Genomic DNA, 26,126 nt, shown 5'->3' with positions numbered 1-26,126 from the left:
CATGAGCCGCCCGTCCCTCGGCTTCGCCACCCGCGCGGTCCATGCCGGCGCGGCGCCCGACCCCGCGACCGGCGCCCGCGCGATGCCGATCTACCAGACGAACGGCTTCGTGTTCGAGGATCTCGACCATGGCGCCGATCTCTTCACGTTGAAGCGCGCCGGCTTCGCCTATGCGCGCGGCTCGAACCCCAATACGGCGGCGCTCGAGCGGCGCATCGCCGATCTCGAAGGCGGCACGGCGGCGATCGCGCTCGCCTCGGGCCAGGCGGCCTGGTTCGTGACGCTGCTGACGCTGCTCGCCAGCGGCGATTGCTATATCGGCGCCTCGCGCATGTTCGGCGGCTCGATCGCGCTGATGAAGCGCATGGAAGAACGGCTCGGCATCCGCGTGCAATGGGCGGCGCCGGAGCCCGATGCCATCGCTGCGGCGATCACGCCGGAGAGCAAGGCGATCATCGTCGAGAGCATCGTCAACCCGTCCGGCGAGATCGTCGACCTGCCGGCAATCGCGGCTGTGGCGAAGGCCCACCGCCTGCCGCTGATCGTCGACAACACGCTTGCCTCGCCGGCCCTGTTCCGGCCGATCGAGCATGGCGCCGACATCGTCATCCATTCCGCCTCGAAATTCCTCGCCGGGCACGGCCAGGCGATCGGCGGCATCATCGTCGATGCCGGCTCCTTCGACTGGCGGGAGGATGCGCGCTTTCCGCTGATCTCGGAACCGTGGCGCGATTACGACGGGCTGGTGCTCACCGAGGCCTTCCCCGATGCCGCCTTCACCGCCGCCGCGCGGCTGACCGGCATGCGCGAATACGGCCCCGGCATGGCGCCGATCATCGCCCAGATGATCGCCACCACCACCGAGACGCTGCCGCTGCGCATGGCGAAGCATTGCCGCAATGCCGAGGCGGTGGCGCGGTGTCTCGCCGCGCATCCCAGGGTCGAATCCGTCTCCCACCCGCTCGTTGCCGGCCCCGAGCAGGCCGCGCGCGCGGCGCGGCTGATGCCGAAGGGCTGCGGCTCGATCTTCACCGCGACGCTCGCCGGCGGCGAGCCAGCCGCCCGGCGCTTTCTCGGCGCGCTCACGCTGTTCTCGCATCTCGTCAATATCGGGGAGAGCCGCTCGCTGGTCGCGCATCCCGCGACCACCACCCACCGCACCTTGCCCGCCGATGTCCGGGAGCGGCTCGATATCCATCCCGGCACGATCCGCTTCTCGGTCGGGATCGAGGACGAGGCGGATCTGATCGCCGATCTCGAACAGGCGCTGGCGGCACTCTAGGCCGGCCCGCTCAGGCGCGGGCGGGCACGCCGCCCGCCTTCACGGCGTGGATCACCGCCTGGGCGAGCACAAGCATCGCCAGCGCCTGATGCGCGAGCCCTGCCCAGAGCGGCACGACAAGCAGCAGCGTGACGATGCCGAGCATGCCCTGCGCCAGAACCAGCACCGCGAGAAGCCAGGCCCGGCGCGCCATATCGGTGCCGCGCGCGGCAAACGCGTGCCAGAACGCCGCCGCAAGCAGCAGATAGGCACCGAGCCGGTGATTGAACTGCACCAGCGTCGGATTATCGACGAAGTTCTCCCAGAACGGCACCATCACGAACAGCCGGGCCATGTCGGGGATCAGCGCGCCATCGATCAGCGGCCAGGTATTGTCGGTGAAACCGGCCCGGGACCCCGCGACCAGCCCGCCGAGCGCGATCTGCGCGAGGACGGCCGCCACCAGCGCCCAGGCGGCGTGGCGCAGACCGGGAAACCCCTGCAGCGCCGGCCCGAAGGCCCCGAACCGGGTTGCCATCGCCACCAGCCCGATGAAGAACAGGCAGGCAAAGACGAGATGCAGCGTCAGCTTGACCGGCGCCACCGCAATCATGCCCGGCTTCAGGCCGCTCGCGACCATGATCCAGCCGATCGCGCCCTGAAGCCCGAGCAGCAGCCCGAGCCCGAAGGTCGCGGCGGCGAGCCGGCCGCGGATCGCGCCGGAGAGGAAGAACCACAGGAAGCCGGCGAGCATCACCAGCCCGATGACGCGGCCGAGCTGGCGATGCCCCCATTCCCACCAATAGATGAACTGGAACTCGCCGAGGCTCATGCCCCGGTTGAGCAGCTCATATTGCGGGCTCGCGCGGTAGAGCGCGAATTCGCGCGCCCAATCCTGCGCCGAGAGCGGCGGGATCGCGCCGGTGATCGGCTTCCATTCGGTGATCGACAGGCCGGACCCGGTGAGCCGGGTCGCGCCGCCCACCGTGACCATGACCAGCACCAGCGCGACCAGCGCGAGGAGCCAGCGCCGGAATGCAGGCGCGGCCTCGGGGCGGAAATCGGCCCTCGCGGCAGCCCGCAGCGGCGGAGCGTGATCGGAAATCGCCAAAGTCGCGGCCTCCTTGCCTTCGCGATCCGGGTCACCGATATGCTCCTCACGCGCGGCAGCGGCAAGGGGCGGCGGAGGCCGGCGCGAGGGCATTTCGTCGCGCGCCGCGATGGGGAGGAACGGCATGAACCCGCGGATGAAGAAACTCGTCGGCGCCCTGCTGATGGTGGCCTTCGTCGCCTTCTATGCGCTTGTCATCGCCGCGCTGGCGCCGCGCATCCTCACCGGCGCCTCGAAAGCGGTCGAGATGGCGTTCTACGTGATCGCCGGCCTCGCCTGGACATTGCCGCTGCTGCCGCTCATCCGCTGGATGGAGCGGCGCCCCGGCTGAAGGCGAAGGGCAGGCCCGAAAGAAGGGTGCGCAAGGCGGCCTCGCGCTGGAACAATCCGTTCACGGAGATGCGCGGCAGCGCGAAGGGCCGGGCGGAGTGGCTCCGCCGCAATGTGCCGGGAATGGTCGTCACCCCGCCGGCAAACCCGGCCTCGGCGACGAGGCGGTATTCCCGCGCCCCGGCGGAAGCCGGATCACCGACCGGATAGGCGAAATGGCGCGGCTCCAGCCCCAGTTCGGCACGGATACGGTCGCGGCTGCCAAGGATCTCGGCGCGGGCCTCCGCCTCCGGCAGCCAGGCAAGGCGCGGATGGCTGAGGCTGTGCGCGCCGATCGTTGCGCCCGGCGCCCCGGCGAGGCGGCGCAAGCCCGCCCAATCGAGGCAGAGCCGCTCGACCCGCGCCATCTGGTCGATGCCGGCAGCGCGGCAGAGCCCGGATATTGCCGCGCGCAGCACAGGCTCGGGGCAGCGGCGCAGGCGCCAATAGGCGGCGCGGAAGGCATGGTGTTTCTCGGCCTCACTTGCCGCCGTCAGCACGAGGCCGCTCTCCGGCAGGTCGAGCACCACCCGGTCGAGCCGCAGCACCGCCTCTTCAAGATCGAGCCACCAGAGCGGCGCCGTCCTCTCGGCGAAGCCGGCGCAGGCGAAGAGCGTGAACGGCGCGCCGTGCCGCGCGAGGACCGGCAGCGCGTGATCGAGATTGTCGCGGTAGCCATCGTCGAAGGTCAGCGCCGCGACGCGCGGCCCGGCCCCGGCGAGGCGGGCCGGCAGCGCGTCGAGCGGCACCAGTTCGTAGCCGAGCCGGGCGAGGAGCCCGAGCACCGCCTCCAGGAAGGCCGGGCTGATCCTGAGCCCGGCATTCTCCGGAAAGCGCGCCAGCGCGAGCGGGGCCACATGATGGAAGGTGAGGATCACCCCCCGCCCGGCGGCGAGCGGCGCGGCGAGCCGGTCGAGGCCGGACAAGGCCATCGTCCGGAGCGCAAGCCGGATCAGCGTGTAGCGCAAGGGAGGATCCTCGGAACGCGGCGGGACATTATCGGTTTTTTCGCGCTTTCGCCTTCATAAAGCGTTGCCATGGCCGCTGCATCCGCCTTTTCGCGCGTCGCGATCCATGCCGGCGAGACGGCCCTCGCCCGGCTGGCGGCGGCGCGGGCCGGCTCGCCCTTCCAGGGCAGCATCTGGCTCGGCGCCTGGCTCGCCGCGCATGACGCGCTCGCAACCCTGCGCGTGATCGAGATCGCGGACGAGGCCGGCGCCGCGCTGCTGCTGCCGGTGGGGCTCGTGACGGGCCGGGCCGGCATCGCCGCCTGCAAGCTCGGCGGCGCGCATGCCAGTTTCTACGTGCCGGCGGTGCGGGGCGAGCAGCCACCGGCGCTGCCCGCCGGGGCCCTGCGCGCCGCGCTCCGCGCGGGCGGACGGGCGATCGGCGCCGATCTCGTGATCCTGACCGAATGTCCGGCGCATTGGAACGGCGCGCCACACCCGCTCGCGCCGCTCTTCACCGGCCGCTCCCCGAGCGACGGCGCCGAGTTGAGGCTCGCCGCCGGGGAGAGCGACCCGCTGCGGCGGCTGCTCGACCGCGAGGCGCGCAAGAAGCTCCGTGCGAAGCAGCGGAAATTCGCCGCTCTCGGCCCGCCCCGCTTCGGTTGGGTGACGGGGACGGCTGAAGTGCGGACGGCGCTCGACGCCTTTCTCGGCTGGAAGGCGCGCCAATTCGCGGCGATGGGGGTGGCGGATCCCTTCGCCGGCGCGGCGATCCGCGCCTTCCTGGAGCGGTCGACGACGGCAGAGCCGCCGGCGATACAGCTCTTCGCCGCCAGCACCGGCGACATACCACGCGCGGTGCTCGGGATCGCGGGCGACGCGACGCGGCTCTCGGTGATGTTCGCCGCCTATGATCCGGAGCCGGCTATCGCGCGGCTCAGCCCCGGCGAACTCGCCTTCGCGGCGGCGATCGAGGCAGCGGCGGCGGCAGGCATCCGGCATTTCGATCTCGGCGTCGGCGAGGCGCGCTACAAGACGCGCTACGCGCCGGAAATGCTGATGCTGCACGATCTCGTCATGCCGGTGACGGCGCGGGGGCGGGGGCTGGCACTGCTCTTCCGCGCCTATCGCGGCGCGAAGCGGCTGGTGAAGCGGAATCCGCGCCTGCTCGCGCTGGCGCGGCGGCTCGCCGGCGGGCGCGGCTCAGGCTGAGCCGGCCAGATCCGGCGGCAGCGGATCATTGGCCGCGGCCGGGTCGCTCCCCTCGTCGGCGAGGATGAAAACGGGCGCGTCGCGATGCGCTTCGAGGCGCGCGGAAGTGCGGGCGATGAACGCCTCGTCGGCGCCGCGCCCGGCAACCAGCACCACGGCATCGCCGTTCGCCGCGATGAATTCCCCTGCCCCGCCGATCGCGCCGGCATCGACCACGACATGGCTGTAGGCATGGCACAGCGCCTCGACCAGCGTCGCGATCTCGCCCCGCGGCCGTTCCGCGACCAGGCGATGATGGAGCGGCGCGCCGGCCGGCAGGATGTGCAGCGCGGAGCGCGCGTCGCGGTGGATGATGTCGCCAAGCGCCGCCACGCCGTCGAGATGCGCGCCGAGCCCCGCCGCGCCCGGCGGCAGCAGGCGCTGGTAGAGATTGCCGCCGCGCCCCGCCGGGCCTAGAAGATCGACGAGGATGCAGGCGCCATCCTCCGCGAGCCGGCGGCCGATGCGCAGTGCCATGAGGCCGGCACGGGCCTCGCGGTCGAGCCCATAGACCAGCAGGAGCTTGCCCCGGCCGTTGAAATCCATCAGCGCCAGTTCGCGCGCGAGATCCTCGACCGGGCTCGCCGCCGGCGGAGCGGCGGGGCTGAAGGCCGCGGCCGGTGCCGGCGCAACCGGCGCGGCGGCGGGCGGGGCCGGCCGCGCGAAGGGCAGCGCGCCGCGCAAGGCCGCCCGCCAGCCGGAGGGAGAAGCCTCCCATGGCAGCGGGTCGGGTTCGGGCGCGGCGGGTTCGGGCATGGCGGGAGGTGCCGGCATGGCCGGGAGGAACGGCGACGCAACGCCATATTCGGGATCGACATGGGCAGGGAGCGCCTGCCGGGCCATCAGGACCTGCGCGGCGACCAATGTGGAGGCGATGACGAACGTGCCGAGGGTCGCGAGCAGCACGATCGGGATCTTCTTCGGGAAGGTCGGGTCGCTCTGCGGGAAGGCGCGGGAGATCACCCGGGCATCGGCGGGCTGGGCGTTCTCGGAGGCGCGGGCGGCGGCGTCGAGGAACTTGTTGCGGTAGGAATTGAGCTGCTCGCGCAGGGCCAGCGCCTCCCGCTCCAGCGCCTTCAACTGCACCTCGTCCTCGTTGGAGAGCGCGGTGGTCTTCTTCTGGCTGTCGAGTTCGGCCTGCATCGAGGCGACGCGGGCGCCGGCGGCGCGGGCATCGTTGTCGAGCGCGCGGGCGGCGCGCTCGGCGGCGGCACGGACCTGACCCTCGAGATCGGCGAGCTGGCCGCCAAGCTCCTTCATGCGCGGATGGCCGGGAAGCAGCGTGCGCTCCTCGAAGGCGATCTGCGCCTTGAGCGCGGCACGCTGTTCGAGCAGCCGGCGCACCAGCTCGTTGTTGATCACCTCCGAGGTCTCGAACACCTTGCCGAGCCGCAGCGCCTCGCGGATCAGCCGCGCGCGGGCCTGGAGATCGGCCTGCTGGGCACGCGCGGCGGAAAGCTGGGTGTTGAGTTCCGCGAGCTGCTGGGTGGAGATGCTGGTATTGTTGGCGCCGACGAACAGCCCCTTCGAGGCACGGAACGCCTCGACGCGGCTCTCGGCCGCCACGACCTTCCGCATCAGCGGCTCGATCGCCTTGTCGAGCCAGTCGGAAGTGGCGCGGCTGGTCTGGTTCTTCGCGCCCTCCTCGCGGCGGAGATATTCCTCGGCGATGCGGTTGGCGACATCCGCCGCGACCTTCGGATCCTCCGACTGGAACTCGATCGCGATCACCCGGCTCTTGCCGAGCGGATAGGCGAGGAGGCGCTTGTAATACATCTCCAGCACCCGCTCCTCCTGTGGGATCTGGCGCGGATCCTTCTGGAGGCCGAGCAGCACTAGCACGGTGCCGGAAAGGCCGAGCCCTTTCTGGACCGGATCATATTCAGCCCGACGCGCGAGCCCCATCTCGCGGATGATGTCGAGCGCGAGATCCTTCGACATCACGTTCTGGACCTGGCTCGCGACCGCTTCCGGGTCGATCGCGGCATTGCCGGGGCTCAGATCGCGATCGGGGCGGGAATAGACCGTGTCGCGGTTCTCGAGCAGCACCCGCGCCTCGCCCGTATAGCGCGGGGTCAGCAGGTTCACGGTCGCCATGGCGAGGAGGAAGGCGAGAAGCGTCGGGACGAGGATCCACAACCGGCGGCGCCACAGCGCGCCGGCGAGCCCGCCGATGCTCTCGCTCGTCGCCGGCATCATCTCTCCCGTCCGCGAATCCATTGCGGGGCTTCTCCTTGCCGTCGCAGCCTCGCGCGGCATGGTTTCTTTCCCGTTAAGGCCGGGCGGCATTGAGCAAACATTAACCATGGCCGGGCATGCTCGGCCCGTTGAGATCGAGCCGCCAATGATGCGATTCCCGCTGCTTCTCCCCTTTCTCGCCCTGGCGCTCGCCGGCTGCGCGATGACGCCGCGCCTCGCGCCGGAATATCTCGCGGAGGAGGCGCACGCGCCCTACACGCTGGCCGGCGGAGATCGGCTGCGGGTGATCGTGTTCGGGCAGGACAGCCTGTCGAATTCCTACGCGGTCGACGGGGCGGGCCGCATCTCGATGCCGCTGATCGGCCCGGTCGAGGCGCAGGGGCGCACAACGACGGCACTCGCCCGCGCCATCGAGGAAAGGCTGCGCGCCGGCTATCTGCGCGAGCCGCGCGTCTCGGTCGAGGTCGAGCAATACCGGCCGTTCTTCGTGCTCGGCGAGGTCAACAATTCCGGCCAGTTTCCTTACGTCAACAACATGACCGTGCAGAACGCGGTGGCGATCGCCGGCGGCTTCGCCCCGCGCGCCAACCGCAACTATGCCGAGCTGACACGGATCATGCAGGGCCAGCCGGTGACGGTGGCGGTGCCGATGACCATGCCGGTGCGCCCCGGCGACACGATCGTCGTCAAGGAACGCTTCTTCTGACCAGCCGGCCGGAACCGCCGGGCCGGAACCGGGGACGATGATGGAACCGAACCGCCCCTTGCGGATCCTCTACGTGTTCCGGGCGCCGGTGGGCGGCCTGTTCCGCCATGTCCATGACGTGGCGGAGGCGCTGATCGCGCAAGGGCACGCGATCGGTATGCTGTGCGATTCCATGACCGGCGGCGAGCGCGGCGAAAGGCTGCTCGCCGGCCTCGCCCCGCGCCTCGCGCTCGGACTCCACCGGCTGCCGATGCATCGCAATCCGCATCCTTCCGACTGGGCCGCGATCCGCCGCGTCGCCGCGCTGGCGCGCGCGCATGCGGTGGATGTCATCCACGGCCACGGCGCCAAGGGCGGGCTCTATGCGCGGATCGGCGGCGTGGCGCGGCCGGGGCGCGGCCCCATCCGCTGCTACACCCCGCATGGCGGCAGCCTCAATTACTACCCCGGTTCGCCGGCGCACCGCCTCTTCATGGCGATCGAGCGCGTGCTCGAACGCGGCACCGACCTCTTCCTGTTCGAGAGCCGCTTCATCGCCGCGCGCTACCACGAATTCGTTCATGTTCCCGAGCGGCCGGAGGTGATCGCGCTCAACGGGCTCTACGCGCATGAATTCGAGGCGGTGGCGCCGCATGCGGAGGCAAGCGATTTCCTCTATGTCGGCGAGTTCCGCGAGGCCAAGGGAATCGACACCCTGGTCGAGGCGCTGTTCCTGCTCGCGAATGCCGGGCGGCACCCGACGATCACGCTCGTCGGCTCCGGCCCCTCGGAGGCGCGGATCCGGGCGCTGATCGCCGCGCGCGGCATCGACGGCCAGTTCCGCTGGCGCGGCGTGACGCCGGCCGCCGAAGCCTTTCGCCTCGGCCGCGCGATGGTGGTGCCCTCGCGCTTCGAATCCCTGCCCTATATCGTGCTTGAAGCGGTGGCGGGACAATTGCCGCTGATCACCACCGATGTCGGCGGCATTCCCGAGATCGTGCCGCGCGATTACCCCTATCTCATTCCCCCGAACGATCCGCGCGCGCTGGCCGATGCCATGGCCGGCATGATGGACCGGCCCTTCGCGACGCTGAAAGCCGAGGCCAGCGCGATCTCAGCCGGGATCCGCGCGCGCTTCTCGGTCGAACGCATGGTCGAGACCATTCTCACGGCCTATCGCGACACGCTCGCCGCACGGCGCGGTTAACCGCTTCTTCGCCGGAAGGGGCTAGCCTTCTTTCTCGCGGCCGGCGCGACATGCGGGGCCGGGTTCGAGGTGTCGGCGTTGCGTATCCCGCCTTCCGTTCCGCGTCCCGCCTGGGCGCGCCATTCGCCCTTCCCCTCGGCGCTCGTCACGCCGCCGCGGCACGGGGCGGAGCCACTGCTGCTGGCATTGCTGGCGCTGATGGTCTTCACCGGCGCCTTCGTGATCATCGATATCGCCTATAATGCCGCAAGCCTCGCGGCGATCGGGCTCTTCACCCTGTTCGGGCTGCGGGTGGACCGCACGAACATCCCGCTGATCCTGTTTCTCGTCGTGTTCAACCTCGCCGGGCTTGCGGCGCTCCAGCCCTATCTCGACGTGCAGGAAAGCCGCGAATTCATGCTCGGCACCTGTTTCGTCGCCACAACGGCGATCTTCTTCGCCTTCACGCTGAACGAGAACGCGCTCGCCCGCCTCGCCGCGATCAAATGGGGGATGATCGCCGGCGCGGTGATCGCCGCTCTGCTCGGCATCGCCGGCTATGTCGATCTGTTCGGCAGCGCCGCCTGGTTCACCATGCATGGCGGCCGCGTCTCCGGCACGTTCCGCGACCCCAACGTGCTCGGCCCGTTCCTGGTGCTGCCGATCCTGTTCCTCGCGCAGGATTTCCTGACCTCGCCGCGCGGGCGCCTGCTCCGCGCGGGGCTCGCGGCGCCGATCCTGCTCGCGCTGTTCCTCACCTTCTCGCGCGGCGCCTGGGCGGGGCTCGCGATCGGGCTCGCGACGCTGGGGACGATGATGTTCATCACGAGCCGCAGCGCCTCGATGCGCGGGCGCATCCTGCTCCTCGGCCTCCTCGCGCTGTTCGGGCTCGGGCTCGGGCTCGCGGCGATCCTGTCGATCGATTCGGTCGCGGCGCTGTTCGAGGACCGGTTCACGCTCCAGAAGGATTACGATTCCGGCCCCTCCGGCCGGTTCGGCTCGCAGCTCCGCGCCCTGCCGGACCTGCTCGAACGCCCCTTCGGCCACGGGCCGAACCGCTTCTCGTATTATTACCCGGAAAACCCGCACAACACCTATCTGATGGCGTTCTCCTCCTATGGCTGGGCGGGCGGGATCACCTTCCTCGCCTTCATCCTGGCGACGCTGACGCTCGCCTTCCGCACCGCGCTGCTGAAGACGCCGTTCCAGCCCCATGCCGTGGTGCTGTTCGCGGCGCTGGTCCCGCATCTCGTGCAGAACTTCCAGATCGATACCGACCGCTGGCGGCATCTCTTCATGATCTACGGGCTGTGCTGGGGGCTGGCGACGATCTCGCGGCGCTGGATCGGTGAATACCGCACCTATGCCCATGCCGCCTATCGCGCGGCGGCGGCGCGGGTGGCTGCCCCTGCCCCGGCTCCCTCCCCGGCCAGCAGCCCGGCATAGACCGCCTCGAGCCGCGCGGCATGGCGCTCCAGCGTCAGCGGCGCCGCCCAGTAGCGGGCATGGGCGGCCCGCGAGAGCCGCGCGACCAGGGAATCATCCGCGAGCAGGCGCAGCTTCGCCGCGAGATCGTCGGGGTCGCCCTGGCGGAACAGCAATCCCGTCTCGCCGTCGATGATGCTCTCGCGCCCGGCATTGCCATCGCCGGCGAGGACCGGCGTGCCGCAGGCAAGCGCTTCGAGCACGCTCAGCGGCTGGCCCTCGTGCCAGAGCGAGGGAAAGACCATCACCCGCGCGGCGCGCAGCGCGGCGCGCACGCCGGCGGGGTCCTTCCAGCCGAGCAGCCGCGCCTCGGGATAGCGCGCCGCGATCTCCGCCCCCGCCGGCCCGTCGCCGACGAAGACCGGCGCGATGCCCGCCCGCCGCGCCGCCTCGGCGAACAGGAACACGCCCTTTTCCACCGCGAGGCGACCGAGATAGGCGAAGGCGCCGGCGGCTGGGTCCGGCTTGGGGCCGAGATCCTCGACCTCGACCGGGTTGGGGATCTCGTGCAGCCGCGTGCCCGGCGCCAGATGCCGCGCGATGACGGCGCGCTGATAGGGGTGGAAATAGGCGATGTCCCGCATCGTCTCCGGCAGGCGGTGGACATGCTTCGCGATCGCGAAGCGCGCGGTGCGCCAGCCCTTGTGCGCCCAGCTCCGGGTGTCGCACATCGTCGTCAGACAGGCGCCAGAGAGCGGGTCGAGCGGGCAATGCGCGTTGGTGCGGTAGTTGAAGAAGCCGCCATTGGGGCAGAGCAGGAAATATTCGTGCATCGTGTAGAGCACCGGCAGCCCGGCGGCGGCGATCGGCGGCCCGATCGCCGAGGAAAGCGCCTTCGCCCAGCCATGGACATGGACCACGCTCTCCCCGCGCGGCTGCGCGGCGAGCAGCGCGCCGAGCGCCCGTGCCGCCGCGCCGTTATGCAGGCCGCGCAACACCGCGGCGGCGAAATTCGCATCCCGCGCGAGTTCGCTCTGGCCGAGGCAATGGACCGGGATGCCCGAAGCCGCCAGGCGCGGATCCACGGGCCCGAACGCCGCGAAGATCAGCGGCGCGTGCCCGCGCGCGCGGAGCGCAAGCGCGGAATCGATCGCGACCTTCGCCTGGCCGCCATTCACATGCGCGGTATCGAGGACGATGACGATACGCATGACGCTCGGGCACCTGCGGCATCAGCGCCGGTCCGGCGCTATTTCCGCACCACCACATAGGCGTAAGTGGTGAAGAAACGCCAGTCGATGGCGGCACAGAAGCGGTTGAGCGCAAAATCCAGCTCGCGCAGCACCGGCATACGGTCGAGATAATGGTGGCCCCAGAAGGGCAGGATGCGGATTTCGGAAAAGCCGATCGGATCGAGCATCCGCCGCAGCTTTCCCTCGTCGCCGTAGCACCAATGATAGACGGGCGGGAAGACCGGGTTGTCGCCATCCGGGGCGCGGGCCGGGAAGACGCGCTCGACGATGCGCCGGGCGATGTCGTCCGGCAGGATGTGGTTGAGCAGGAAGGGCCAGGCATAGAGCGTGGGGAAGAAGGCGAGCCCCACCCCGCCCGGCCGCAGGAGCCGATAGATGTTGCGCCAGGCGGCGGGCACGTTGCGGATATGCTCGAACACCATGCGCGAGGCGACGATATCAAAGGCGCCGTAGAGTTCCGGACGGCGGGAAATGTCGCCGGCCACGTCGAAACAGGCGGTTTCGATCCCTTCCGGCACCCGCGCGAGTTCGAGCGGATCGATGTCGTTGACGATCAGCCGCAGCCTGTTCTCGCGCGCGGCGGCGGCGAAGGCCGGATCACGCCCGCCCCCGATTTCCAGCAGGCGCCAGAGGCCGAATTCGCGCGCCAGCGCCAGCACCGCGCGCTCGTAATTCTCCCAGGCCCAATCCGAGTGCCAGAGCGGAGCGTTGCCGCCCTCGCCGAGGGTCTCGAGCACGCGCCGCAGCGACGGACCGGGAGGAGGCGGCTCCTTGTCGAGATGATCGAGCGGCGCGACGATATCGATCGATGACATGAGCTCCCCGCGGGCTCGAACCCGCACGGTCTGCGGGCCGGATGACCCTGCCCCAAAACACCGCGCGATGCCGAGCATTATCCGCCGGCAAGCTTAACCAAGCACCAATGCGGAGCGCCGGCCGCAAAAGCAATTGCGTTGCCCCGCCCCCCCGCCTATAAGCCTGCCGGATCGGAGTGTAGCGCAGTCTGGTTAGCGCACTAGTCTGGGGGACTAGGGGTCGTGGGTTCGAATCCCGCCACTCCGACCATCTGTTTCCGCCCGATCGTCGAACCCACGATCGAGGCCGATCGCCGGACGAGCATCGTCCGGAGGCGTTCCCGATCGTTGCCAGCATTGCGCGGCGCAATCGCCGCATTGACGCGCCGCGGATCCGTGCGACCCTGATTCGGGTAGGATCGATATCGGAGGATTGCCGTGCCCCGTCCTTCCTCGCTCGTCCGTTCCGGACTCGCGGTCCTCAACCGTTTCAGGCCGGGGCTTGCCGCCGCCGGCGCGCTGCTGCTGCTCGGCGCGGCGGGTGCCGGGCCGGCGCGCGCGGAAGGGTGCCAGGGACCGATCGCGCGGGCGCCGCTCGCACGCCCCGGATTGGATGCCGGCCCCGCCGCACCGGACGGCACGCCGGTCCGCCGCGTCGCGCTCGCCTCCGGCGAGGTGCGGATCACGTTCATCGGCCACGCCACCTTCACGATCGAGAGCCCCGGCGGCATCGTGGCGGCAACCGATTACAACGATTACGTCCGCCCGGCCCGGCTGCCGGACATCGCGACGATGAACCACGCGCATTCGACGCATTTCACGCATCGCCCGGACCCGGCGATCCGGCATGTGCTGCGCGGCTGGCGGCACGAGGGCCGCTCGCCGGCCTTCGATATCCGCGAGGGCGACATGCGGGTACGCAATGTCGCGACCAATATCCGCGCCGATGGTGCGGCGACCGAGTTCTCCGGCAATTCGATCTTCATCTTCGAGGTGGCGGGGCTCTGCATCGCGCATCTCGGCCATCTCCACCACACGCTGAGGCCGGAGCATCTCGCCGCGCTCGGCCAGATCGACGTGCTGCTCGCGGCGGTCGACGGCTCCTGGACGATCGATCTCGACGGGATGATGGAGATCATCGGCCAGATCCGGCCGAAGCTGGTGATCCCCATGCATTATCTAGGCGAGGGCGCGCTGCGGCGCTTCCTGGCGCGGGCGGAGGGGCTCTACCCCATCACGCGCGGAAACGAGGACAGCATCGTCGTTTCAATGGCGAATCTGCCGGAAAGAACGGCGATAAGGGTGCTGAACGCTTGGTGATTTTTGCGTGTTCACAAGCTCGATCGCGCCCATATCCGGCCATGCTCGACGGCGATGGCGCCCGTGCCAAGCCGCAGAGGGGCGAGAGCCTGCCGAAGCCGGCGGCGACCCTCGCCGTTCCGGATGAGGCATGGCGCTATTTCGAGAAGCGCGAGAAGGTCATGTCCGGCGCGCTCATGTTGTGGCGCGAGGGCCAGTGCCGCCCGGCCCAGAATTCGGTCGTCTCGCCACCCTTGTAATCGAGAATATGCTCCTCGCCCCAGCGGGTGACGCCCTTGCGCCTGTAGGCGACGCGCGAGGCGTCGTTGTTGATCTCGGTGACATACATCGAGCGCAGGGCCGCGAAGGGCCTGTCCTTCGGCAGATCGCCCGAGAGCGCGATTTCAAGGCTGATATGATCGGTGTCGAGCTTGTCGAGCTTGAGCGACCCCTCGCCGCCGTCGCGGAAGGGGAAGCGGAAGGTCATCGTCTCGGGCTCGAAGCGGAGTTCCTTGAAGGCGACGACCGGCCGCCCCTCCATCGTCACCGGTCCGACCATGAAGGACGAGCCATAGGCGGTCCAGTTCATGTGCTTCGGCGGCAGCGGCCGCGCGCGCCAATAGCCGTCGGGCGGGTAGACGACGAGCATCTCCTCCATGCGCTGGCCGATCCGCTGGTAGACCTGCACGAGGTGGATACCCGTCTCGACCCTGTCGCCCACCTTCACCGGCACATCGGCCGGGCGCCAGAAGCCGGGATAGACCTGGCCCACGATCCAGAGCCAGGGGGTTTCGTAGAGCGTCACCTGCCGCGGCTGGCCGGGATTGAACACCGGATCGGCGCTCATGTCGCAATCGGTGAAATCGGGGAGCGCGAGATCCTCCTTCAGCGTGCCGATATAGGCGGGGTGGATCGCCTGGACGCGGAAGCGGCGGATATCCGGGCCGATGAACCGGATATCGATATTGTCCTTCTCGGCGCAGACCTCGGGCTCGGAATGGTTCTCGACCCGTACGGTCTCGCTCGGCGGCGTCTTGTTATGCGCGCCGAGAATGGTCTGGTCCGGAGCGGTCTGAGCGGAGGTGGTTTCGCCGCAGCACATGAGAAGACCCGTGAGCAGGAGGGACAGGAACGGAAATCGCGACCGATCAGAGGAAGGCATAGACATCCCCCGAATTCGCGTCATGCGGCAGCGCGGCGATATGCGCCGCCATGTCGCCGGCCGCGACGGGTTCGACGAAATGGAGCTGCTGGCTCTCCCCGAGCGCGACATCGAAGCGGTAATTCCCTAGCGCCGCGATCATGGCGATGCATTTCGCCGCGACATCGCGCTGGATGGTGGTGAACTCGAAGGACAGCGCCCGGACCGGCTTCGTCAATCCCGCGAGCACGTCGGCCTCGAAGCCCTCGACGTCGATCTTGACGAAATCCGGCATGCCATGGGCGGCGATCAGCGCGTCGAGCGTCGTCACCGGCACCTCGATCGTCCGGTCCCAGACCTGGCCCTCCCAGCCGCCGGCGCCGTCCGCCGCCTTGACGAATTCGGCTGAGGCGGTGGTGACGGTCGGGTTGGCGGAATTGACATGCAGCGTCAGCGTGCCGGCTCGCGGCCCGCAGGCGCCCTCGAACAGCGCCACATCGCTGTCGCCGGCATAGATCGCGCGGATCGCGGCCGCGCAATCCGGCTGCGGCTCGAGCGCGACGACCCGCGCGCCAAGGCGGCGGAACGCGCCGATCCGGTCCCCGACATGCGAACCGATATCGAAGGCAAGCCCGCCCCGGGGCAGGATGCGCGCATAGAGCGCGTCCATCGCGGCATCGCGCGCGGGGTCGCCGTAATAGACCGCGAAGGAGCGCGCAAGGCGCGGCCAGCGCCGGGCAAGCGCGGCGATATCCGTCACCGGCCGCACCATCATGCCGCGCCTCCGTTCTGCGCCTGCGCCCGGGCGATGATCTCCGGCGTCTCGATCTCCTCGGGGATCGCGTAGAGCCCCCGGCGATAAAGGCGCGCGCCCAAGCCCGGATCCGCCGACCAGACGGCGAAGGGAATCGCGATCAGGAAGCCGAGCGTCAACGGCAGCGACCAGGCCGCGAATTCGATGCTCGTCGCCGCCATCAGCCCGACGACGAGGATGCCGAACAGCGTCTGCGGCCAGAGATTGGAGACCGCCACATCCCAGGGCACGCCATGCGCGTCGCGCGCCTGCCCGCCCCAGGTGACCGATTTGCCGAACAGCAGGCCGATGATGAAGATCGTCGTCCGGAACGTATCCGCCGCGCCGAGAATCCAGGCGAAGACGATCTCGCTGAGGCCGGCGAACAGGAATTTCGTCGTGCCGCCATAGCGCGCCGTGCCGCCTTTCGTGAGCATGATATCGACGAGGCCGGCGATCTTCGGCATCAGGTTCATGATCGTGAACAGGATGTAGAGCGTCAGCGCCGAGGCGGCGGGGAACAGCGCCAGCGGCTCGCCGTCGAAGGGCTTCAGCGCCGCGAGCGGCAGCATGAAGGTCCAGGCCGGGATGCCGAGGAACATCAGGATCGCCCAGACGAGCTGGAAGCGGCTGACGGGATAGAGCCCCCTGGTGCCGAGCAGCTTGAAATATTGCAGGTTGCCCTGGCACCAGCGCGTGTTGCGCTTCATGAATTCGAGGATGGTCGGCGGGTTCTCCTCCCAGGAGCCGCACTCCTCCGGCATGACCCGCACCTCGTAGCCGGCGCGGCGCATGAAGGTGGCCTCGACCTGATCGTGGCTGAGGATATGGCCGCCGAAGGGCGGGCCGCCCGGCAGCACCGGCAGGTGGCATTCGTCGCGGAACGGCGCGATGCGCGCGAGCGCGTTGTGCCCCCAGAACGGGCCGCAATCGCCCACCCACCAGGCCTGGCCCATCGTGTAGGAGCGCATGCCCTGGCGCATGCCGAACTGGAAGATGCGCGCGAAGGCCGATTTCGACGGCATGCCGACGACGAGGCTCTGGAGGATGCCGAGCCGCGGATTGGCCTGCATGATGCGGACATGGTGGAGGATGGTTCGCGCATCCATCAGGCTGTCGGCGTCGAGCGGCAGCATCAGGTCGAAATCATGCCCCCAGCGTTCGAGGAAATCGCGGACATTGCCGGCCTTGAAGCCGGCATTGTCGGTGCGCCGGCGATAGGTGATCGCGGCGCCTTCGCCGGCCTCCGCCTTCCAGGCGGCGACGCCCGCCTCTTCCTCGGCCGCGACATCGTCGCGGTTGGTGTCGGAGAGCAGGAAATAGGCGAACTTGTCGCCTTCGCCGCTCGCATCGAGTTCAGCCTTGATCAGCTTCATCCGGTGCAGCGCACGCGCCGGATCCTCGTTGCGCAAGGTCATGAAGATCGCGGTTCTGAGCGCGATCGGCGCCGCCGGATCGGCGAGAGCGGCAAAAGGTGCGGTCTGCGCCATTGCATCGCCGCGGCCATGCAGCAGCCACAGGCCGATCACCGAATTCCAGAAGCCGAGCACCGCCCAGGGCGTGCCGAACAGGAAGCAGACGAACAGGAGCAGATCGACAAGCGTCCAGCCGCCCTGCGCCAGGATCGACCAGGCCCAGCCGGCGAGCGCGAGATAGAGGGCGATATTGAGCCCGGCGACGATCACCCGGCGGAGAAACAGCACCTCGGCGCTCTGGGTGCCCGTCGGCGTCAGCGCGATGGGCGCGACGGGGCCGGGCGGGACCGGGCTGGCCGGAGCTCCGCCCTCCGGGGGCTTTCCGTCCGACAATTGGGGCGCTGACGACATGGGCAGGCGAACCTTTCCGCAAAACCGATCCGGAACCGGGCCCACCCACCCCTTGCGCCGCCGCGGCGGGCGTGAAATGGGTGCTTCGGGCCCGCGCGGCCGCCCCGGTCCGAACCGGATGCGCGCCGCGCGAGATGCCTATCGCGGATGAAAGCTGAACGGAAGCAGACCGGACGCAAAGCGTGGCAAATTCGCTCGCCCCCTCCTCCGCCGGCCCGGCGCGCGCGCTCTACTATGTCGCGCCGATGCAGGCCGAGCTCCGCCCCGTGCCGCTCGCCGCGCCCGGCGCCGGCGAGGCCATCATCCGGATGGAATACAGCGCGCTCTCGCGCGGGACCGAGCGGCTCGTCGCCTCGGGGCTGGTGCCGGCGGACGAGGCCGAGCGCATGCGCTGCCCGCTCCAGGACGGGGATTTCCCCTTCCCGGTCAAATACGGCTATTGCGCCGTGGGCATTGTCGAGCAGGGGCCGCCCGCGCTCGAGGGCTCCCGCGTCTTCGTGCTCCATCCGCACCAGGACCGGTTCCTCGCCCCGGTCGCGATGCTGAACCCGGTTCCGGATTTCCTGCCCGCGCGCCGCGCCGCCCTCGCCGCGAACATGGAGACCGCGCTCAACGCGATCTGGGATTCGGGGCTGAGCGCGGCCGATCGGGTGGTGGTGGTCGGCGGCGGCCTCGTCGGCCTGCTCGTGACCTTCCTCGCGGCGGGAATGCCCGGCACGGAGGTGACGCTCGTCGATGTCAACCCGCTGCGGGCCGACCTCGCCCGCGCGTTCGGCGCCGATTTCAAGCTGCCGGAACACGCGCCGGCCGGGGCGGATATCGTGTTCCACACCAGCGCCAGCGAGGCCGGGCTCGCCACCGCGATCGGCGCGGCCGGCAAGGAGGCGACCATCGTCGAACTGTCCTGGTATGGCGCGCGGCGGATCACCGCGCCGCTCGGCGGGCTGTTCCATGCCGGACGGGTGAAGCTCGTCTCCTCGCAGGTCGGCACGGTCTCGCCGGGGCATGCCGCACGCGGCTGGACCTATTCATCGAGGCTTCAAGCGGCGTTGCGGCTATTGGCCGACGAGAGGCTCGACCAGCTGATCACCGAGACCATCGCCTTTGCCGGGCTCGCGGAGGCCGTGCCGCGCATCCTCGCGGCGGATGCGCCCGGCCTCGTGACGCTGGTCCAGTATTGAAACCCCGCATGCGCCCGGCACCCGCCCGGGCACCGGAAAGGAAGAGCAACGAAATGTTCGCCGTCGAAGTCCGTGACCGTATCATGATCGGCCATTCGCTGCCCGACCCCTTCTTCGGGCCCGCGCAGCAGATGCACGGGGCCACCTTCGTGGTCGATGTTGCCTTCTTCCGTGAAACGATGACCAAGCAGAACGTGGTGGTCGATATCGGCGCGGCGCTCGATACGCTCGCGGCGGTGCTCAAGCCGCTGAAATACCAGAATCTGGACGCGCTGCCGCAATTCCGGGGCGTGCTGACCACCACGGAATTCCTCGCCCGCCACATCTTCGACGAGATGGTCAAGGCCGCCAAGGCCGGCGCGCTCGGCGAGGACGGCCGGGGGCTCGCGAAGATCCGCGTGACGCTGCACGAAACCGATCTCGCCCGCGCCTGGTTCGAGGGGCCGGTCGCCTGAACATGGCGGAAACGGGGATGCGCCCGATGCGCGACGTTGCCTTCCTGGTGCCGGGGGATCTCTCGCTGCCGACAGGCGGCTATGCCTATGACCGGCAGGTGATCCGGCTTCTGCCGGCCGAGGGCGTCAAGGCGATGCATGTGGCGCTGCCGGGCGCCTTCCCCAACGCGACGGCGGCAGATTTCGCCGATTGCGCGGCGATCGTCGCCGGGCTTCCCGCGGATTGCCTGCTGCTGATCGACGGCCTCGCCTATGGCGCGATGCCGGTGGAGCTGATCCGGGGCTTCAACCGCAAGGTCGTGGCGCTCTGCCATCACCCGCTGGCGCTGGAGAATGGCATCTCGGCCGAGCGCGCGCGGGCCCTGCATCTCTCCGAGGCCGCGGCGCTGAATCTCGCCGAGCACGTCATCGTCACCTCGCCGCTGACGGGGAAGATCCTGGCCGGCGAATTCGCCGTGCCGGCGGAAAAGATCACGGTGGCCGAGCCCGGCACGGCGCGCAAGCCGCGCGCGCGCGGCTCGGGCAGCGCGGAATTGCGGCTGCTCGCGGTGGGCTCGATCGTGCCGCGCAAGGGCTATGCGGTGCTGGTCGAGGCCCTGGCCGGGCTCGCGCGCCGCAACTGGCGGCTGAAGATCGTCGGCGCCGTGCGCTCGCCGGAGACGGAGGCGGCCCTGCGCGCCCAGATCGCACGCGCGGAACTCGGCGAGCGGATCGAGCTTGTCGGCGCGGTGCGCGAGCGCGATCTCGACGAATTCTACGAGACGGCGGATCTGTTCGTCATGGCCTCGCTGTTCGAGGGCTATGGCATGGTGCTTGGCGAGGCGATGCAGCGCGGCCTGCCGATCGTCACCACCACCGGCGGCGCGGCGAGCGAGACGGTGCCGGAAGGCGCCGGGCTCAAGGTGCCGCCGGGCGATGCCGGGGCGCTGCGCGCCGCGCTCGACCGGGCGCTCGCCGATCCGCAATTGCGCGCCGATCTCGGCGCGGCGGCGCATCGCGCGGGCGAGGCCCTGCCGCGCTGGGAAGACACGGCGCGCGTGATCGCACGCGCGCTCGACCCCTATCTCGATCCCCGAAAGGTTCCCTGATGAGCGGTTTCTCCGCCTCCTGGCTCGCCTTGCGCGAGCCCGTCGACCATCGCTCGCGCAATGCCGATCTCGCGCGGCGGTTCGCCGGGCGCTTCGCGGAACGCGCCGCGCCGCGCATCATGGATTTCGGCTGCGGCACCGGCTCCAATCTCCGCGCCACCGCGCCGCTGCTCGGCGCCAGCCAGGAATGGACGCTCGTCGATCATGACCCGGCGCTGATCGAGGCGGCGGCACGGGCGCTGACCGCCTGGGCCGACGAGGCCCGCGCATTGGGCGACGGGCTGGCCCTTCTCAAGGACGGACGCAATATCGGCGTCACCTTCCGCGTCGCGGACCTGACTCGCGACCTCGAGGCGCTGCTCGCCGGCACGCCCGATCTCGTCACCGCCTCGGCGCTGTTCGACCTGATCTCCGAACCGTGGATGACGCGCTTCGCCGCCGCGCTCGCGGCCTCCGGCGCCGAATTCTACACGGTTCTGACCTATGACGGCCGAGACGCCTTCAACCCGGAGCATCCGTTCGACATGGGGGTGATGACCGCGTTCCGCGCCCATCAGCGCCGCGACAAGGGCTTCGGCCCGGCGGCGGGGCCGGAGGCGGCGGCCGCGCTCGCCCGCGCGCTGCGCGCGGCGGGCTTCACAGTCGAGACCGGGGATTCGCCCTGGATCCTCGCGCCGGCCGATGCCGCGCTGGTCGAGGAGCTGGTGGCGGGAATCGCGGCCGCCGTCGAGGAGACCGGGCTGATCGCCGACAAGGGAATCGTCGATTGGCGGCATTACCGGCAGGCGATCATCACGCAGAAAGGCGCCCGGATGATCACCGGTCACACGGATCTCCTCGCCTATCGCGGCTGATCAGGGCAGCATGCGCCGCAGCACGCCATCCTTCAGGATGAGGCGGTGGAACAGCGCCGCGCCGATATGGAGCGCGACGAGCCCCGCCACGGCCAGCGCTGCATAACCGTGATATTTCAGCAGCGTCTCGGCGAGCGGCTGGTTCGGCGCCAGCAGGGCGGGGAGCTGGTAGCCGCCGAGGATGCCGAGGGCGGGATAGGCCGAGATTCCGGCCCAGCCCAGAAGCGGCACCACGAACAGCATCACATAGAGCAGGCCGTGGACCGATTCCGAACCGATGCGCTGAACCGGCGTCAGCGTCGGCTCCGGCGCCGGCGCGCCGCGCCCGAGCCGCAGCGCGAGGCGCAGCGCCATCAGCAGCAGGATGAGCATGCCGAAGGTCTTGTGGGCGGTATAGAGCGCGTTGGTGGCGGCATCGAAATTCGTCGCCGCGCCGCGCCGCACCATGTAGAGGCCGACCGGGATCATCGCCAGAACAAGGAGCGCGATTGCCCAGTGCAGCAGCTTCTGGCCGCCGGAATAGGCCGTGGGACGTCCGGTTTCGCCTGCCATGGTGGCCTCCCCTCACATCGCGAGATCGCAATCGAATAGCACCTCGCCCTCCCCGAGTGAAATCACCTCGGTGCGAGGCCGGCGCGCGTCGGCGAGCCGGTCGATCGGCGCGAGTTCGAGCCCCGGCTGCCCGGAACCGATGATGACCGGCGAGACCATGAGATGCAGCCGGTCGACGATGCCGCGATCGATCGCCTGGCTGACGATCCCCGCCCCGCCCTCGAACAGCACCCGCTCGAAGCCGAGCCCGAGCAGCCGGGCGGCGATCTCGGCGAGATCGAAGCGTCCGGCGGCATCGACCGGGAGAAAGACCGTCTCCGCCCCCGCCGGCAGCGCCGGGCCGACGCATCCCTCGGCGCGGAAGACGATCCGGCGCGCGCCATCCGCCCCGTCGAGCAGCTTCGCCCCGGGAGGCAGCCGGCCCTTCGCGTCGATGACGATGCGCGCCGGGTTGCGCCCCGCACAGCGCCGGACATTGAGCTGCGGATCATCCGCGAGCACGGTGCCGATCCCCACCAGCACCGCATCGACATGCGCGCGGATGCGGTGGAGATGATCCAGCGACGGCGTCCGGCCGATATAGCGGCTGTCGCCGGTGCGGGTGGCGATGCGGCCGTCGAGCGATTGCCCGAGCTGGGCGACGATGAACGGGCGGGAATCGTTCCGGCGCCGGAAATGTCGGAAAGGATCGGGGGTTTCGGCGCTCATGCGCAGGGCTCGCGGCTGGGGAAAGGCGGGAGGGGGCGATTTTTCGAACCCGGCGGAAGCCAGACATCCGCCGTTCATCTTCCATGATCATAGATGCTCCCGCTTTCAGCTCACACGGTGTCCATCCGGCGGGATGATCTCGTCGAAAAGACCGTAAACATGGACAGAAGAGGCGTAAATGGGTGACGTAGGACAGATTCTCGGGCTTTTCGATAGCGCCGCGGAGCGCGCGGTGGATCGGGCCATCGCCGAATATCGCGGAGGCCGCCCGGTGGCCATCGTCGCGGGCGACGAGGCGCTCATCACGCTGAATGTGGAGGCGCTCGACCAGCGCATCGCCGAGGCGCTCGACCGGCTCGCGCCGGGGCGCGCCCGGCTCGTCCTGCCGGCGGCCCGCCTGCGCCGGCTGGGGCTCGATCGCACGAGCCATGGCGTCGTCGCCTTCCCGGTGGCGGATGCGGCGCGGGCGGAGATGCTGGCGCTGAAGATCGATGCGCGGATCGATGCGCCGGTCTCGCCGGTGGCGCCGCTCGACGAGGCGGCGCTGGAACTCGCCCGGCTCACGCTCGTCACCCCGGCCGTCTACGCGGTTCCGGTGGCGCGCGCGGCGCTGACGGCGGATATCGTGCAGGTGCCCGCGGCGGATGTGCAGGATTACCGCGCCGCCCAGGTGCGCGCGACGCGGCTCGTCGCGCGGGCACCGGTGCCGCTCGAATTCGCCGCGGAGACGGAGTTCGTCGTGTTCCGCGGCGGCGAGGGCCTGCGCGATCAGGTGGCGATCATCGTCGGCAAGCCGGATTTTTCGAAACCGGTGGCGATCCGCATGCATTCCGCCTGCCTGACCGGGGACCTGTTCGGCTCGCTCAAATGCGATTGCGGGGACCAACTGCGCGGCACGGTGCAGAAAATGGCGCAGGAGGATGGCGGCATCCTGCTCTATCTCGACCAGGAGGGGCGCGGCAACGGCATCGCCAACAAGATGCGCGCCTACAAGCTGCAATCGCAGGGCTGGGACACCTATGACGCCGACGAGGTGCTCGGCTTCGGGCTCGACCAGCGTCGCTTCGATTTCGCGGCCGAGATGCTGCGCCAGCTCGGCGTGACGGCGGTGCGCGTCATGACCAACAATCCCGAGAAGATCGGGGCGCTGAAGGCCGCCGGGCTCGAGGTGGTCGCCGACCAGCGCGCCTTCGGCCGCCCGACGGCGGAGAATATCCGCTACCTCGCCTCGAAGCGCGACCGCGCCGGCCATTTCATCGATTTCGATGCCATGGTCGCGCATGCGCCGATCACCACCTGACGCGGCTCGCGGTGCTCCGGCACCGCGCCGCCTGCCCGGCGCCGGGGGCGAACCGATGCTGAAGGCCCCCTCCGGGAACGCGCTCCCCTCTGGCCAGACCCTGGCGGACGACCCGCCTAACCGCTTCGTCGCGAGCCGGCGGCAATGGGCGGCCACGGCGCTCATCCTGCTCGCGGCCTGCCTCGTTCTCGCATGGCCCTGGCTCTCCGGCCGGGTGACGATCCCCTGGGACGCGCGGGCGCATTTCCACGCACAGCTCGTGTTTCTCGCGCAATCGATCCATGCCGGCGAGAGCCCGTTCTGGGCGCCCTTCGTGTTCGGCGGGCACCCGCAGATCGCGGATCCGCAATCGCTGATCTTCTCGCCGCCGCATCTCGCGCTGGCCTTCCTCACCGCCGCGCCGAGCTTCGCGATGGTCGATGCCGCGACCTTCGCGAGCCTCGCCTTCGGCGCCCTCGGCATGCTCGGCTTCGGGCGCGACCGGGGCTGGCACCCCGCGGCCGCCCTGGTCGCGGCGCTGGCCTTCGGCTTCGCCGGCGCGATGGCGTGGCGGATCCAGCATACCGGCCAGGTGCTGGCGCTGGCCTATTTCCCCTGGGCCCTGTGGATGCTGGAGCGCGGGCTGCGCCTCCATTCGGCGCGCTACGGCGCCGCCGCCGGCCTGTTCGCCGCGCTGACGCTGCTCGATCCCAACCAGGTCTCGTTCCTGGTGGTGGTGACGCTCGCCGGCTTCACGCTCGCGCATTGGCTCGTCGGCGCGGGGCGCCGGGCGCGGCTGCGGGCGAGCATCCGGCCGCTCGCCGCCGGCGCCCTCGTCGGGGGCGCGATCGCCGCATTGCCGACCCTGATGGTGCTGAGCTTCGCGGATGGCTCGAACCGCGCGCAGATCAGCCTCGCCGAGGCCGAACTCGGCTCGATGCACCCGACCAATCTCCTCACTCTCGTGGTCTCCAACCTCTACGGGACGATCGGGCGTGGCCGCGATTTCTGGGGCGCGCCAAGCGTGCACTGGCCGTTCATCGTCTGGTCCTACCTGTCGCGCAACATGGTCAATGTCTATATGGGCGCGCTGCCGATGATCGGCATCGTCGCCTGGCTGGTCTCGGGAGAGGCCTATCGCCGCCGCGCGGTGGTGCTGACGCTGCTCTTCGGCCTGATGCTCGCCTACGCGCTCGGGCGCTATACGCCGATCTTCCCGGCGCTCTACCACCTGCTGCCCGGCGTCGAGCTGTTCCGCCGCCCGGCCGATGCACTGTTCCTCGTCGGGGCGCTCGGGGCGCTGCTCGCGGGATACGGGCTCGACAGGCTGTTGAACCTGCCGCCCGGCCGCCTGCCGCGCCTTGTCATTGGCGCGCTGGCCCTCGTCATCGCCGGGGGCTTCATCGGCGGGATCGGCATGGCCCTGTGGCTCGACAAGCTGCCGCTCGCGCTGCCCAATCTCGGCATTGCCGCCCTCACCTTCGCCGCGGCGCTGGCCGTGCTCCGGCTCGGGCGCGGCGCCGCCGCGCGCGCGCCGCTCGGCGTGACGCTGCTGTTCGGCGCACTGACGACCGCCGACCTCGCCTGGAACATCCGCCCCAACGATTCAACCGGCCTGCCGCCGGCGCAATATTCCGAATTGCAGCCGGACAGCCCCAACGCGACGCTCGCCTTTCTCAAGGCCCATGTCGTGCAGGCGGGTGATCGCCGCGACCGCGTGGAACTGACCGGGCTCGGCTTCCATTGGCCGAACCTGCCGCTCATCCACCGGCTCGAGGCGACGCTCGGCTACAACCCACTGCGGCTCGGCCATTACTCGGCGGCGATCGGCGCCCGCGACCATGTGGCCGGCTGGGACCAGCGCAAGTTCAGCCCGCTGTTCTGGGGCTATCACGCACCCTTTGCCAACCTGCTGGGCCTGCGCTTCATCGCCCTGCCGGTGCGGATGGATATCGTCGATGCCGGCATCGTGGATCAGCCGCTGCCGCTCGTGGCGCGCACGGAAGACGCCTATATCTACGAGAACCCGGATGCGCTGCCGCGCGTGATGGTGGTGCCGGAGGCGCGGATCGCCGATCAGGACGCGATCATCCGCACCGGGCAATGGCCCGGAAGCGCGTCTCGGCCCTCGCCCGATTTCCGGCAGGTGGCCTTCGTCGAACCCACCGCCCTGCCCCTGCCCCGCCACGCCACGGGCGGCGCGGCGCGGATCACCCATTATGGGAACACCCGCGTCGAGATCGCGGTCGAAGCACCGCGCGGGGGCGTGCTGCATCTCGCGGATGTCTGGCATCCCTGGTGGTTCGCGACGATCGACAGCATGCCGGCCAGGGTGCTGCGGGCGAACGGCGTGTTCCGGGCGGTGATCCTGCCGCGCGGTGCCCGCCAGGTGACCTTCACCTTCGAGCCGCTGCGCGGCCTCGCCCGCCGGCACCTGGTGCGCGGCAGCGCGGCGGCGCATTGAGAGAA

At 69.9% G+C, this 26,126-nt stretch carries 23 protein-coding genes and 1 tRNA gene; 14 read left to right on the top strand and 10 right to left on the bottom strand.

Annotation, left to right across the window (positions count from 1 at the left end):
* The first annotated feature begins 1 nt into the window (after position 1).
* Positions 2-1,282 (top strand): O-acetylhomoserine aminocarboxypropyltransferase/cysteine synthase family protein, encoded by a 1,281-nt coding sequence (locus FWJ24_RS05345; RefSeq protein WP_150286777.1) that lies wholly within the window; start codon positions 2-4, stop codon positions 1,280-1,282.
* Positions 1,283-1,292: 10 nt separating this feature from the next.
* Here FWJ24_RS05345 and FWJ24_RS05340 read toward each other — a convergent pair whose 3' ends face one another.
* Entirely contained in the window at positions 1,293-2,498 is a 1,206-nt protein-coding gene (locus FWJ24_RS05340) for a COX15/CtaA family protein (protein ID WP_342788601.1), read from the bottom strand.
* Between FWJ24_RS05340 and FWJ24_RS05335 the strand changes: the two genes are divergently transcribed.
* Positions 2,497-2,703 carry a DUF2842 domain-containing protein gene (locus FWJ24_RS05335; RefSeq protein ID WP_150286776.1) on the top strand — a complete coding sequence of 69 codons (207 nt, stop codon included), beginning with the start codon at positions 2,497-2,499 and terminating at the stop codon, positions 2,701-2,703. The two genes, FWJ24_RS05340 and FWJ24_RS05335, sit on opposite strands and share 2 nt — an antisense overlap.
* Here FWJ24_RS05335 and FWJ24_RS05330 read toward each other — a convergent pair.
* The gene (locus FWJ24_RS05330) at positions 2,672-3,673 is read right to left on the bottom strand and encodes a polysaccharide deacetylase family protein (protein ID WP_150286974.1); all 1,002 of its coding nucleotides are present in this window, start codon (positions 3,671-3,673) and stop codon (positions 2,672-2,674) included. The two genes, FWJ24_RS05335 and FWJ24_RS05330, sit on opposite strands and share 32 nt — an antisense overlap.
* A 105-nt stretch (positions 3,674-3,778) precedes the next feature.
* Here FWJ24_RS05330 and FWJ24_RS05325 point away from each other — a divergent pair, with 105 nt between their 5' ends.
* Positions 3,779-4,900, top strand: a complete 1,122-nt coding sequence (locus FWJ24_RS05325; RefSeq protein WP_150286775.1) for a GNAT family N-acetyltransferase — start codon at positions 3,779-3,781, stop codon at positions 4,898-4,900.
* On the opposite strand, the gene FWJ24_RS05320 is transcribed toward FWJ24_RS05325, so the two are convergent.
* The gene (locus FWJ24_RS05320) at positions 4,892-7,159 is read right to left on the bottom strand and encodes a GumC family protein (protein WP_166443594.1); all 2,268 of its coding nucleotides are present in this window, start codon (positions 7,157-7,159) and stop codon (positions 4,892-4,894) included. The genes FWJ24_RS05325 and FWJ24_RS05320 overlap by 9 nt on opposite strands.
* Before the next feature lie 124 nt (positions 7,160-7,283).
* Between FWJ24_RS05320 and FWJ24_RS05315 the strand changes: the two genes are divergently transcribed.
* The 3 genes from FWJ24_RS05315 (at position 7,284) to FWJ24_RS05305 (ending at position 10,455) form a co-directional block, all read left to right on the top strand.
* Complete coding sequence (locus FWJ24_RS05315; protein ID WP_425468899.1) at positions 7,284-7,844, top strand: polysaccharide biosynthesis/export family protein; 561 nt, start codon at positions 7,284-7,286, stop codon at positions 7,842-7,844.
* Positions 7,845-7,881: 37 nt separating this feature from the next.
* Positions 7,882-9,030: a glycosyltransferase gene (locus FWJ24_RS05310; protein ID WP_150286772.1), complete on the top strand. Its 1,149-nt coding sequence runs from the start codon at positions 7,882-7,884 to the stop codon at positions 9,028-9,030.
* Positions 9,031-9,108: 78 nt separating this feature from the next.
* Positions 9,109-10,455, top strand: coding sequence for an O-antigen ligase family protein (locus FWJ24_RS05305; RefSeq protein ID WP_150286771.1), 1,347 nt, complete (start codon positions 9,109-9,111; stop codon positions 10,453-10,455).
* On the opposite strand, the gene FWJ24_RS05300 is transcribed toward FWJ24_RS05305, so the two are convergent.
* Both FWJ24_RS05300 and FWJ24_RS05295 read right to left on the bottom strand, forming a co-directional pair.
* Entirely contained in the window at positions 10,386-11,645 is a 1,260-nt protein-coding gene (locus FWJ24_RS05300; protein ID WP_150286770.1) for a glycosyltransferase family 4 protein, read from the bottom strand. The two genes, FWJ24_RS05305 and FWJ24_RS05300, sit on opposite strands and share 70 nt — an antisense overlap.
* A 38-nt stretch (positions 11,646-11,683) precedes the next feature.
* Positions 11,684-12,502 carry a methyltransferase domain-containing protein gene (locus tag FWJ24_RS05295; RefSeq protein WP_166443593.1) on the bottom strand — a complete coding sequence of 273 codons (819 nt, stop codon included), beginning with the start codon at positions 12,500-12,502 and terminating at the stop codon, positions 11,684-11,686.
* A 172-nt stretch (positions 12,503-12,674) separates the two neighbouring features.
* Here FWJ24_RS05295 and FWJ24_RS05290 point away from each other — a divergent pair.
* Positions 12,675-12,752 (top strand) — tRNA-Pro (locus FWJ24_RS05290).
* A gap of 167 nt (positions 12,753-12,919) precedes the next feature.
* A complete protein-coding gene (locus FWJ24_RS05285) occupies positions 12,920-13,801 on the top strand; it encodes an MBL fold metallo-hydrolase (RefSeq protein ID WP_206110801.1) in 882 nt (293 codons plus the stop codon).
* 136 nt (positions 13,802-13,937) lie between these two features.
* Here FWJ24_RS05285 and FWJ24_RS05280 read toward each other — a convergent pair whose 3' ends face one another.
* Genes FWJ24_RS05280 through mdoH form a run of 3 tightly spaced genes read right to left on the bottom strand, consistent with a single transcriptional unit; the run spans position 13,938 to position 17,540 of the window.
* The gene (locus FWJ24_RS05280) at positions 13,938-14,882 is read right to left on the bottom strand and encodes a hypothetical protein (RefSeq protein ID WP_150286768.1); all 945 of its coding nucleotides are present in this window, start codon (positions 14,880-14,882) and stop codon (positions 13,938-13,940) included.
* Between the two features lie 46 nt (positions 14,883-14,928).
* Positions 14,929-15,696: an FkbM family methyltransferase gene (locus FWJ24_RS05275; protein ID WP_246155551.1), complete on the bottom strand. Its 768-nt coding sequence runs from the start codon at positions 15,694-15,696 to the stop codon at positions 14,929-14,931.
* The gene (gene mdoH / locus FWJ24_RS05270) at positions 15,693-17,540 is read right to left on the bottom strand and encodes a glucans biosynthesis glucosyltransferase MdoH (protein WP_150286767.1); all 1,848 of its coding nucleotides are present in this window, start codon (positions 17,538-17,540) and stop codon (positions 15,693-15,695) included. The genes FWJ24_RS05275 and mdoH overlap by 4 nt, the downstream gene beginning before the upstream one ends.
* 182 nt (positions 17,541-17,722) lie before the next feature.
* Here mdoH and FWJ24_RS05265 point away from each other — a divergent pair, with 182 nt between their 5' ends.
* The 4 genes from FWJ24_RS05265 to FWJ24_RS05250 are packed head-to-tail and all read left to right on the top strand — an operon-like array spanning position 17,723 to position 21,118.
* Positions 17,723-18,721 (top strand): zinc-dependent alcohol dehydrogenase, encoded by a 999-nt coding sequence (locus FWJ24_RS05265; RefSeq protein WP_150286766.1) that lies wholly within the window; start codon positions 17,723-17,725, stop codon positions 18,719-18,721.
* Positions 18,722-18,774: 53 nt separating this feature from the next.
* On the top strand, positions 18,775-19,176 hold the full coding sequence (locus FWJ24_RS05260) for a 6-pyruvoyl trahydropterin synthase family protein (RefSeq protein ID WP_150286765.1): 402 nt from the start codon (positions 18,775-18,777) through the stop codon (positions 19,174-19,176).
* A gap of 26 nt (positions 19,177-19,202) precedes the next feature.
* Positions 19,203-20,264: a glycosyltransferase family 4 protein gene (locus FWJ24_RS05255; RefSeq protein ID WP_150286764.1), complete on the top strand. Its 1,062-nt coding sequence runs from the start codon at positions 19,203-19,205 to the stop codon at positions 20,262-20,264.
* A complete protein-coding gene (locus FWJ24_RS05250) occupies positions 20,264-21,118 on the top strand; it encodes a class I SAM-dependent methyltransferase (RefSeq protein ID WP_150286763.1) in 855 nt (284 codons plus the stop codon). The genes FWJ24_RS05255 and FWJ24_RS05250 overlap by 1 nt, the downstream gene beginning before the upstream one ends.
* Here FWJ24_RS05250 and FWJ24_RS05245 read toward each other — a convergent pair whose 3' ends face one another.
* Entirely contained in the window at positions 21,119-21,670 is a 552-nt protein-coding gene (locus FWJ24_RS05245; RefSeq protein ID WP_150286762.1) for a cytochrome b, read from the bottom strand.
* A gap of 12 nt (positions 21,671-21,682) precedes the next feature.
* Entirely contained in the window at positions 21,683-22,378 is a 696-nt protein-coding gene (locus FWJ24_RS05240) for a RibD family protein (RefSeq protein WP_150286761.1), read from the bottom strand.
* Between the two features lie 178 nt (positions 22,379-22,556).
* Here FWJ24_RS05240 and ribA point away from each other — a divergent pair, with 178 nt between their 5' ends.
* Positions 22,557-23,678, top strand: a complete 1,122-nt coding sequence (gene ribA, locus FWJ24_RS05235) for a GTP cyclohydrolase II RibA (protein WP_150286760.1) — start codon at positions 22,557-22,559, stop codon at positions 23,676-23,678.
* Positions 23,679-23,733: 55 nt separating this feature from the next.
* Positions 23,734-26,121, top strand: a complete 2,388-nt coding sequence (locus tag FWJ24_RS14575) for a YfhO family protein (RefSeq protein WP_166443592.1) — start codon at positions 23,734-23,736, stop codon at positions 26,119-26,121.
* Positions 26,122-26,126 lie beyond the last annotated feature (5 nt).

It is taken from the genome of Rhabdaerophilum calidifontis, from assembly GCF_008641065.1.
In the GTDB taxonomy this organism is placed as follows: Bacteria; Pseudomonadota; Alphaproteobacteria; order Rhizobiales; family Beijerinckiaceae; genus Rhabdaerophilum; species Rhabdaerophilum calidifontis.
This window is presented reverse-complemented; position numbering and strand designations above follow the sequence as displayed.

Excerpts from the sequence above, each read along its gene's own strand:
- FWJ24_RS05240 (WP_150286761.1), bottom strand. The coding sequence starts at position 22,378 with ATGAGCGCCGAAACCCCCGATCCTTTCCGACATTTCCGGCGCCGGAAC.
- FWJ24_RS14575 (WP_166443592.1), top strand. The coding sequence starts at position 23,734 with ATGCTGAAGGCCCCCTCCGGGAACGCGCTCCCCTCTGGCCAGACCCTG.
- FWJ24_RS05245 (WP_150286762.1), bottom strand. The coding sequence starts at position 21,670 with ATGGCAGGCGAAACCGGACGTCCCACGGCCTATTCCGGCGGCCAGAAG.
- FWJ24_RS05300 (WP_150286770.1), bottom strand. The coding sequence starts at position 11,645 with ATGCGTATCGTCATCGTCCTCGATACCGCGCATGTGAATGGCGGCCAG.
- FWJ24_RS05345 (WP_150286777.1), top strand. The coding sequence starts at position 2 with ATGAGCCGCCCGTCCCTCGGCTTCGCCACCCGCGCGGTCCATGCCGGC.
- FWJ24_RS05310 (WP_150286772.1), top strand. The coding sequence starts at position 7,882 with ATGATGGAACCGAACCGCCCCTTGCGGATCCTCTACGTGTTCCGGGCG.
- FWJ24_RS05250 (WP_150286763.1), top strand. The coding sequence starts at position 20,264 with ATGAGCGGTTTCTCCGCCTCCTGGCTCGCCTTGCGCGAGCCCGTCGAC.
- FWJ24_RS05260 (WP_150286765.1), top strand. The coding sequence starts at position 18,775 with ATGTTCGCCGTCGAAGTCCGTGACCGTATCATGATCGGCCATTCGCTG.
- ribA (WP_150286760.1), top strand. The coding sequence starts at position 22,557 with ATGGGTGACGTAGGACAGATTCTCGGGCTTTTCGATAGCGCCGCGGAG.
- FWJ24_RS05335 (WP_150286776.1), top strand. The coding sequence starts at position 2,497 with ATGAACCCGCGGATGAAGAAACTCGTCGGCGCCCTGCTGATGGTGGCC.
- FWJ24_RS05295 (WP_166443593.1), bottom strand. The coding sequence starts at position 12,502 with ATGTCATCGATCGATATCGTCGCGCCGCTCGATCATCTCGACAAGGAG.
- FWJ24_RS05315 (WP_425468899.1), top strand. The coding sequence starts at position 7,284 with ATGATGCGATTCCCGCTGCTTCTCCCCTTTCTCGCCCTGGCGCTCGCC.
- FWJ24_RS05340 (WP_342788601.1), bottom strand. The coding sequence starts at position 2,498 with ATGCCGTTCCTCCCCATCGCGGCGCGCGACGAAATGCCCTCGCGCCGG.
- FWJ24_RS05325 (WP_150286775.1), top strand. The coding sequence starts at position 3,779 with ATGGCCGCTGCATCCGCCTTTTCGCGCGTCGCGATCCATGCCGGCGAG.
- FWJ24_RS05275 (WP_246155551.1), bottom strand. The coding sequence starts at position 15,696 with ATGATGGTGCGGCCGGTGACGGATATCGCCGCGCTTGCCCGGCGCTGG.
- FWJ24_RS05280 (WP_150286768.1), bottom strand. The coding sequence starts at position 14,882 with ATGTGCTGCGGCGAAACCACCTCCGCTCAGACCGCTCCGGACCAGACC.
- FWJ24_RS05320 (WP_166443594.1), bottom strand. The coding sequence starts at position 7,159 with ATGGATTCGCGGACGGGAGAGATGATGCCGGCGACGAGCGAGAGCATC.
- mdoH (WP_150286767.1), bottom strand. The coding sequence starts at position 17,540 with ATGTCGTCAGCGCCCCAATTGTCGGACGGAAAGCCCCCGGAGGGCGGA.
- FWJ24_RS05255 (WP_150286764.1), top strand. The coding sequence starts at position 19,203 with ATGCGCGACGTTGCCTTCCTGGTGCCGGGGGATCTCTCGCTGCCGACA.
- FWJ24_RS05330 (WP_150286974.1), bottom strand. The coding sequence starts at position 3,673 with ATGGCCTTGTCCGGCCTCGACCGGCTCGCCGCGCCGCTCGCCGCCGGG.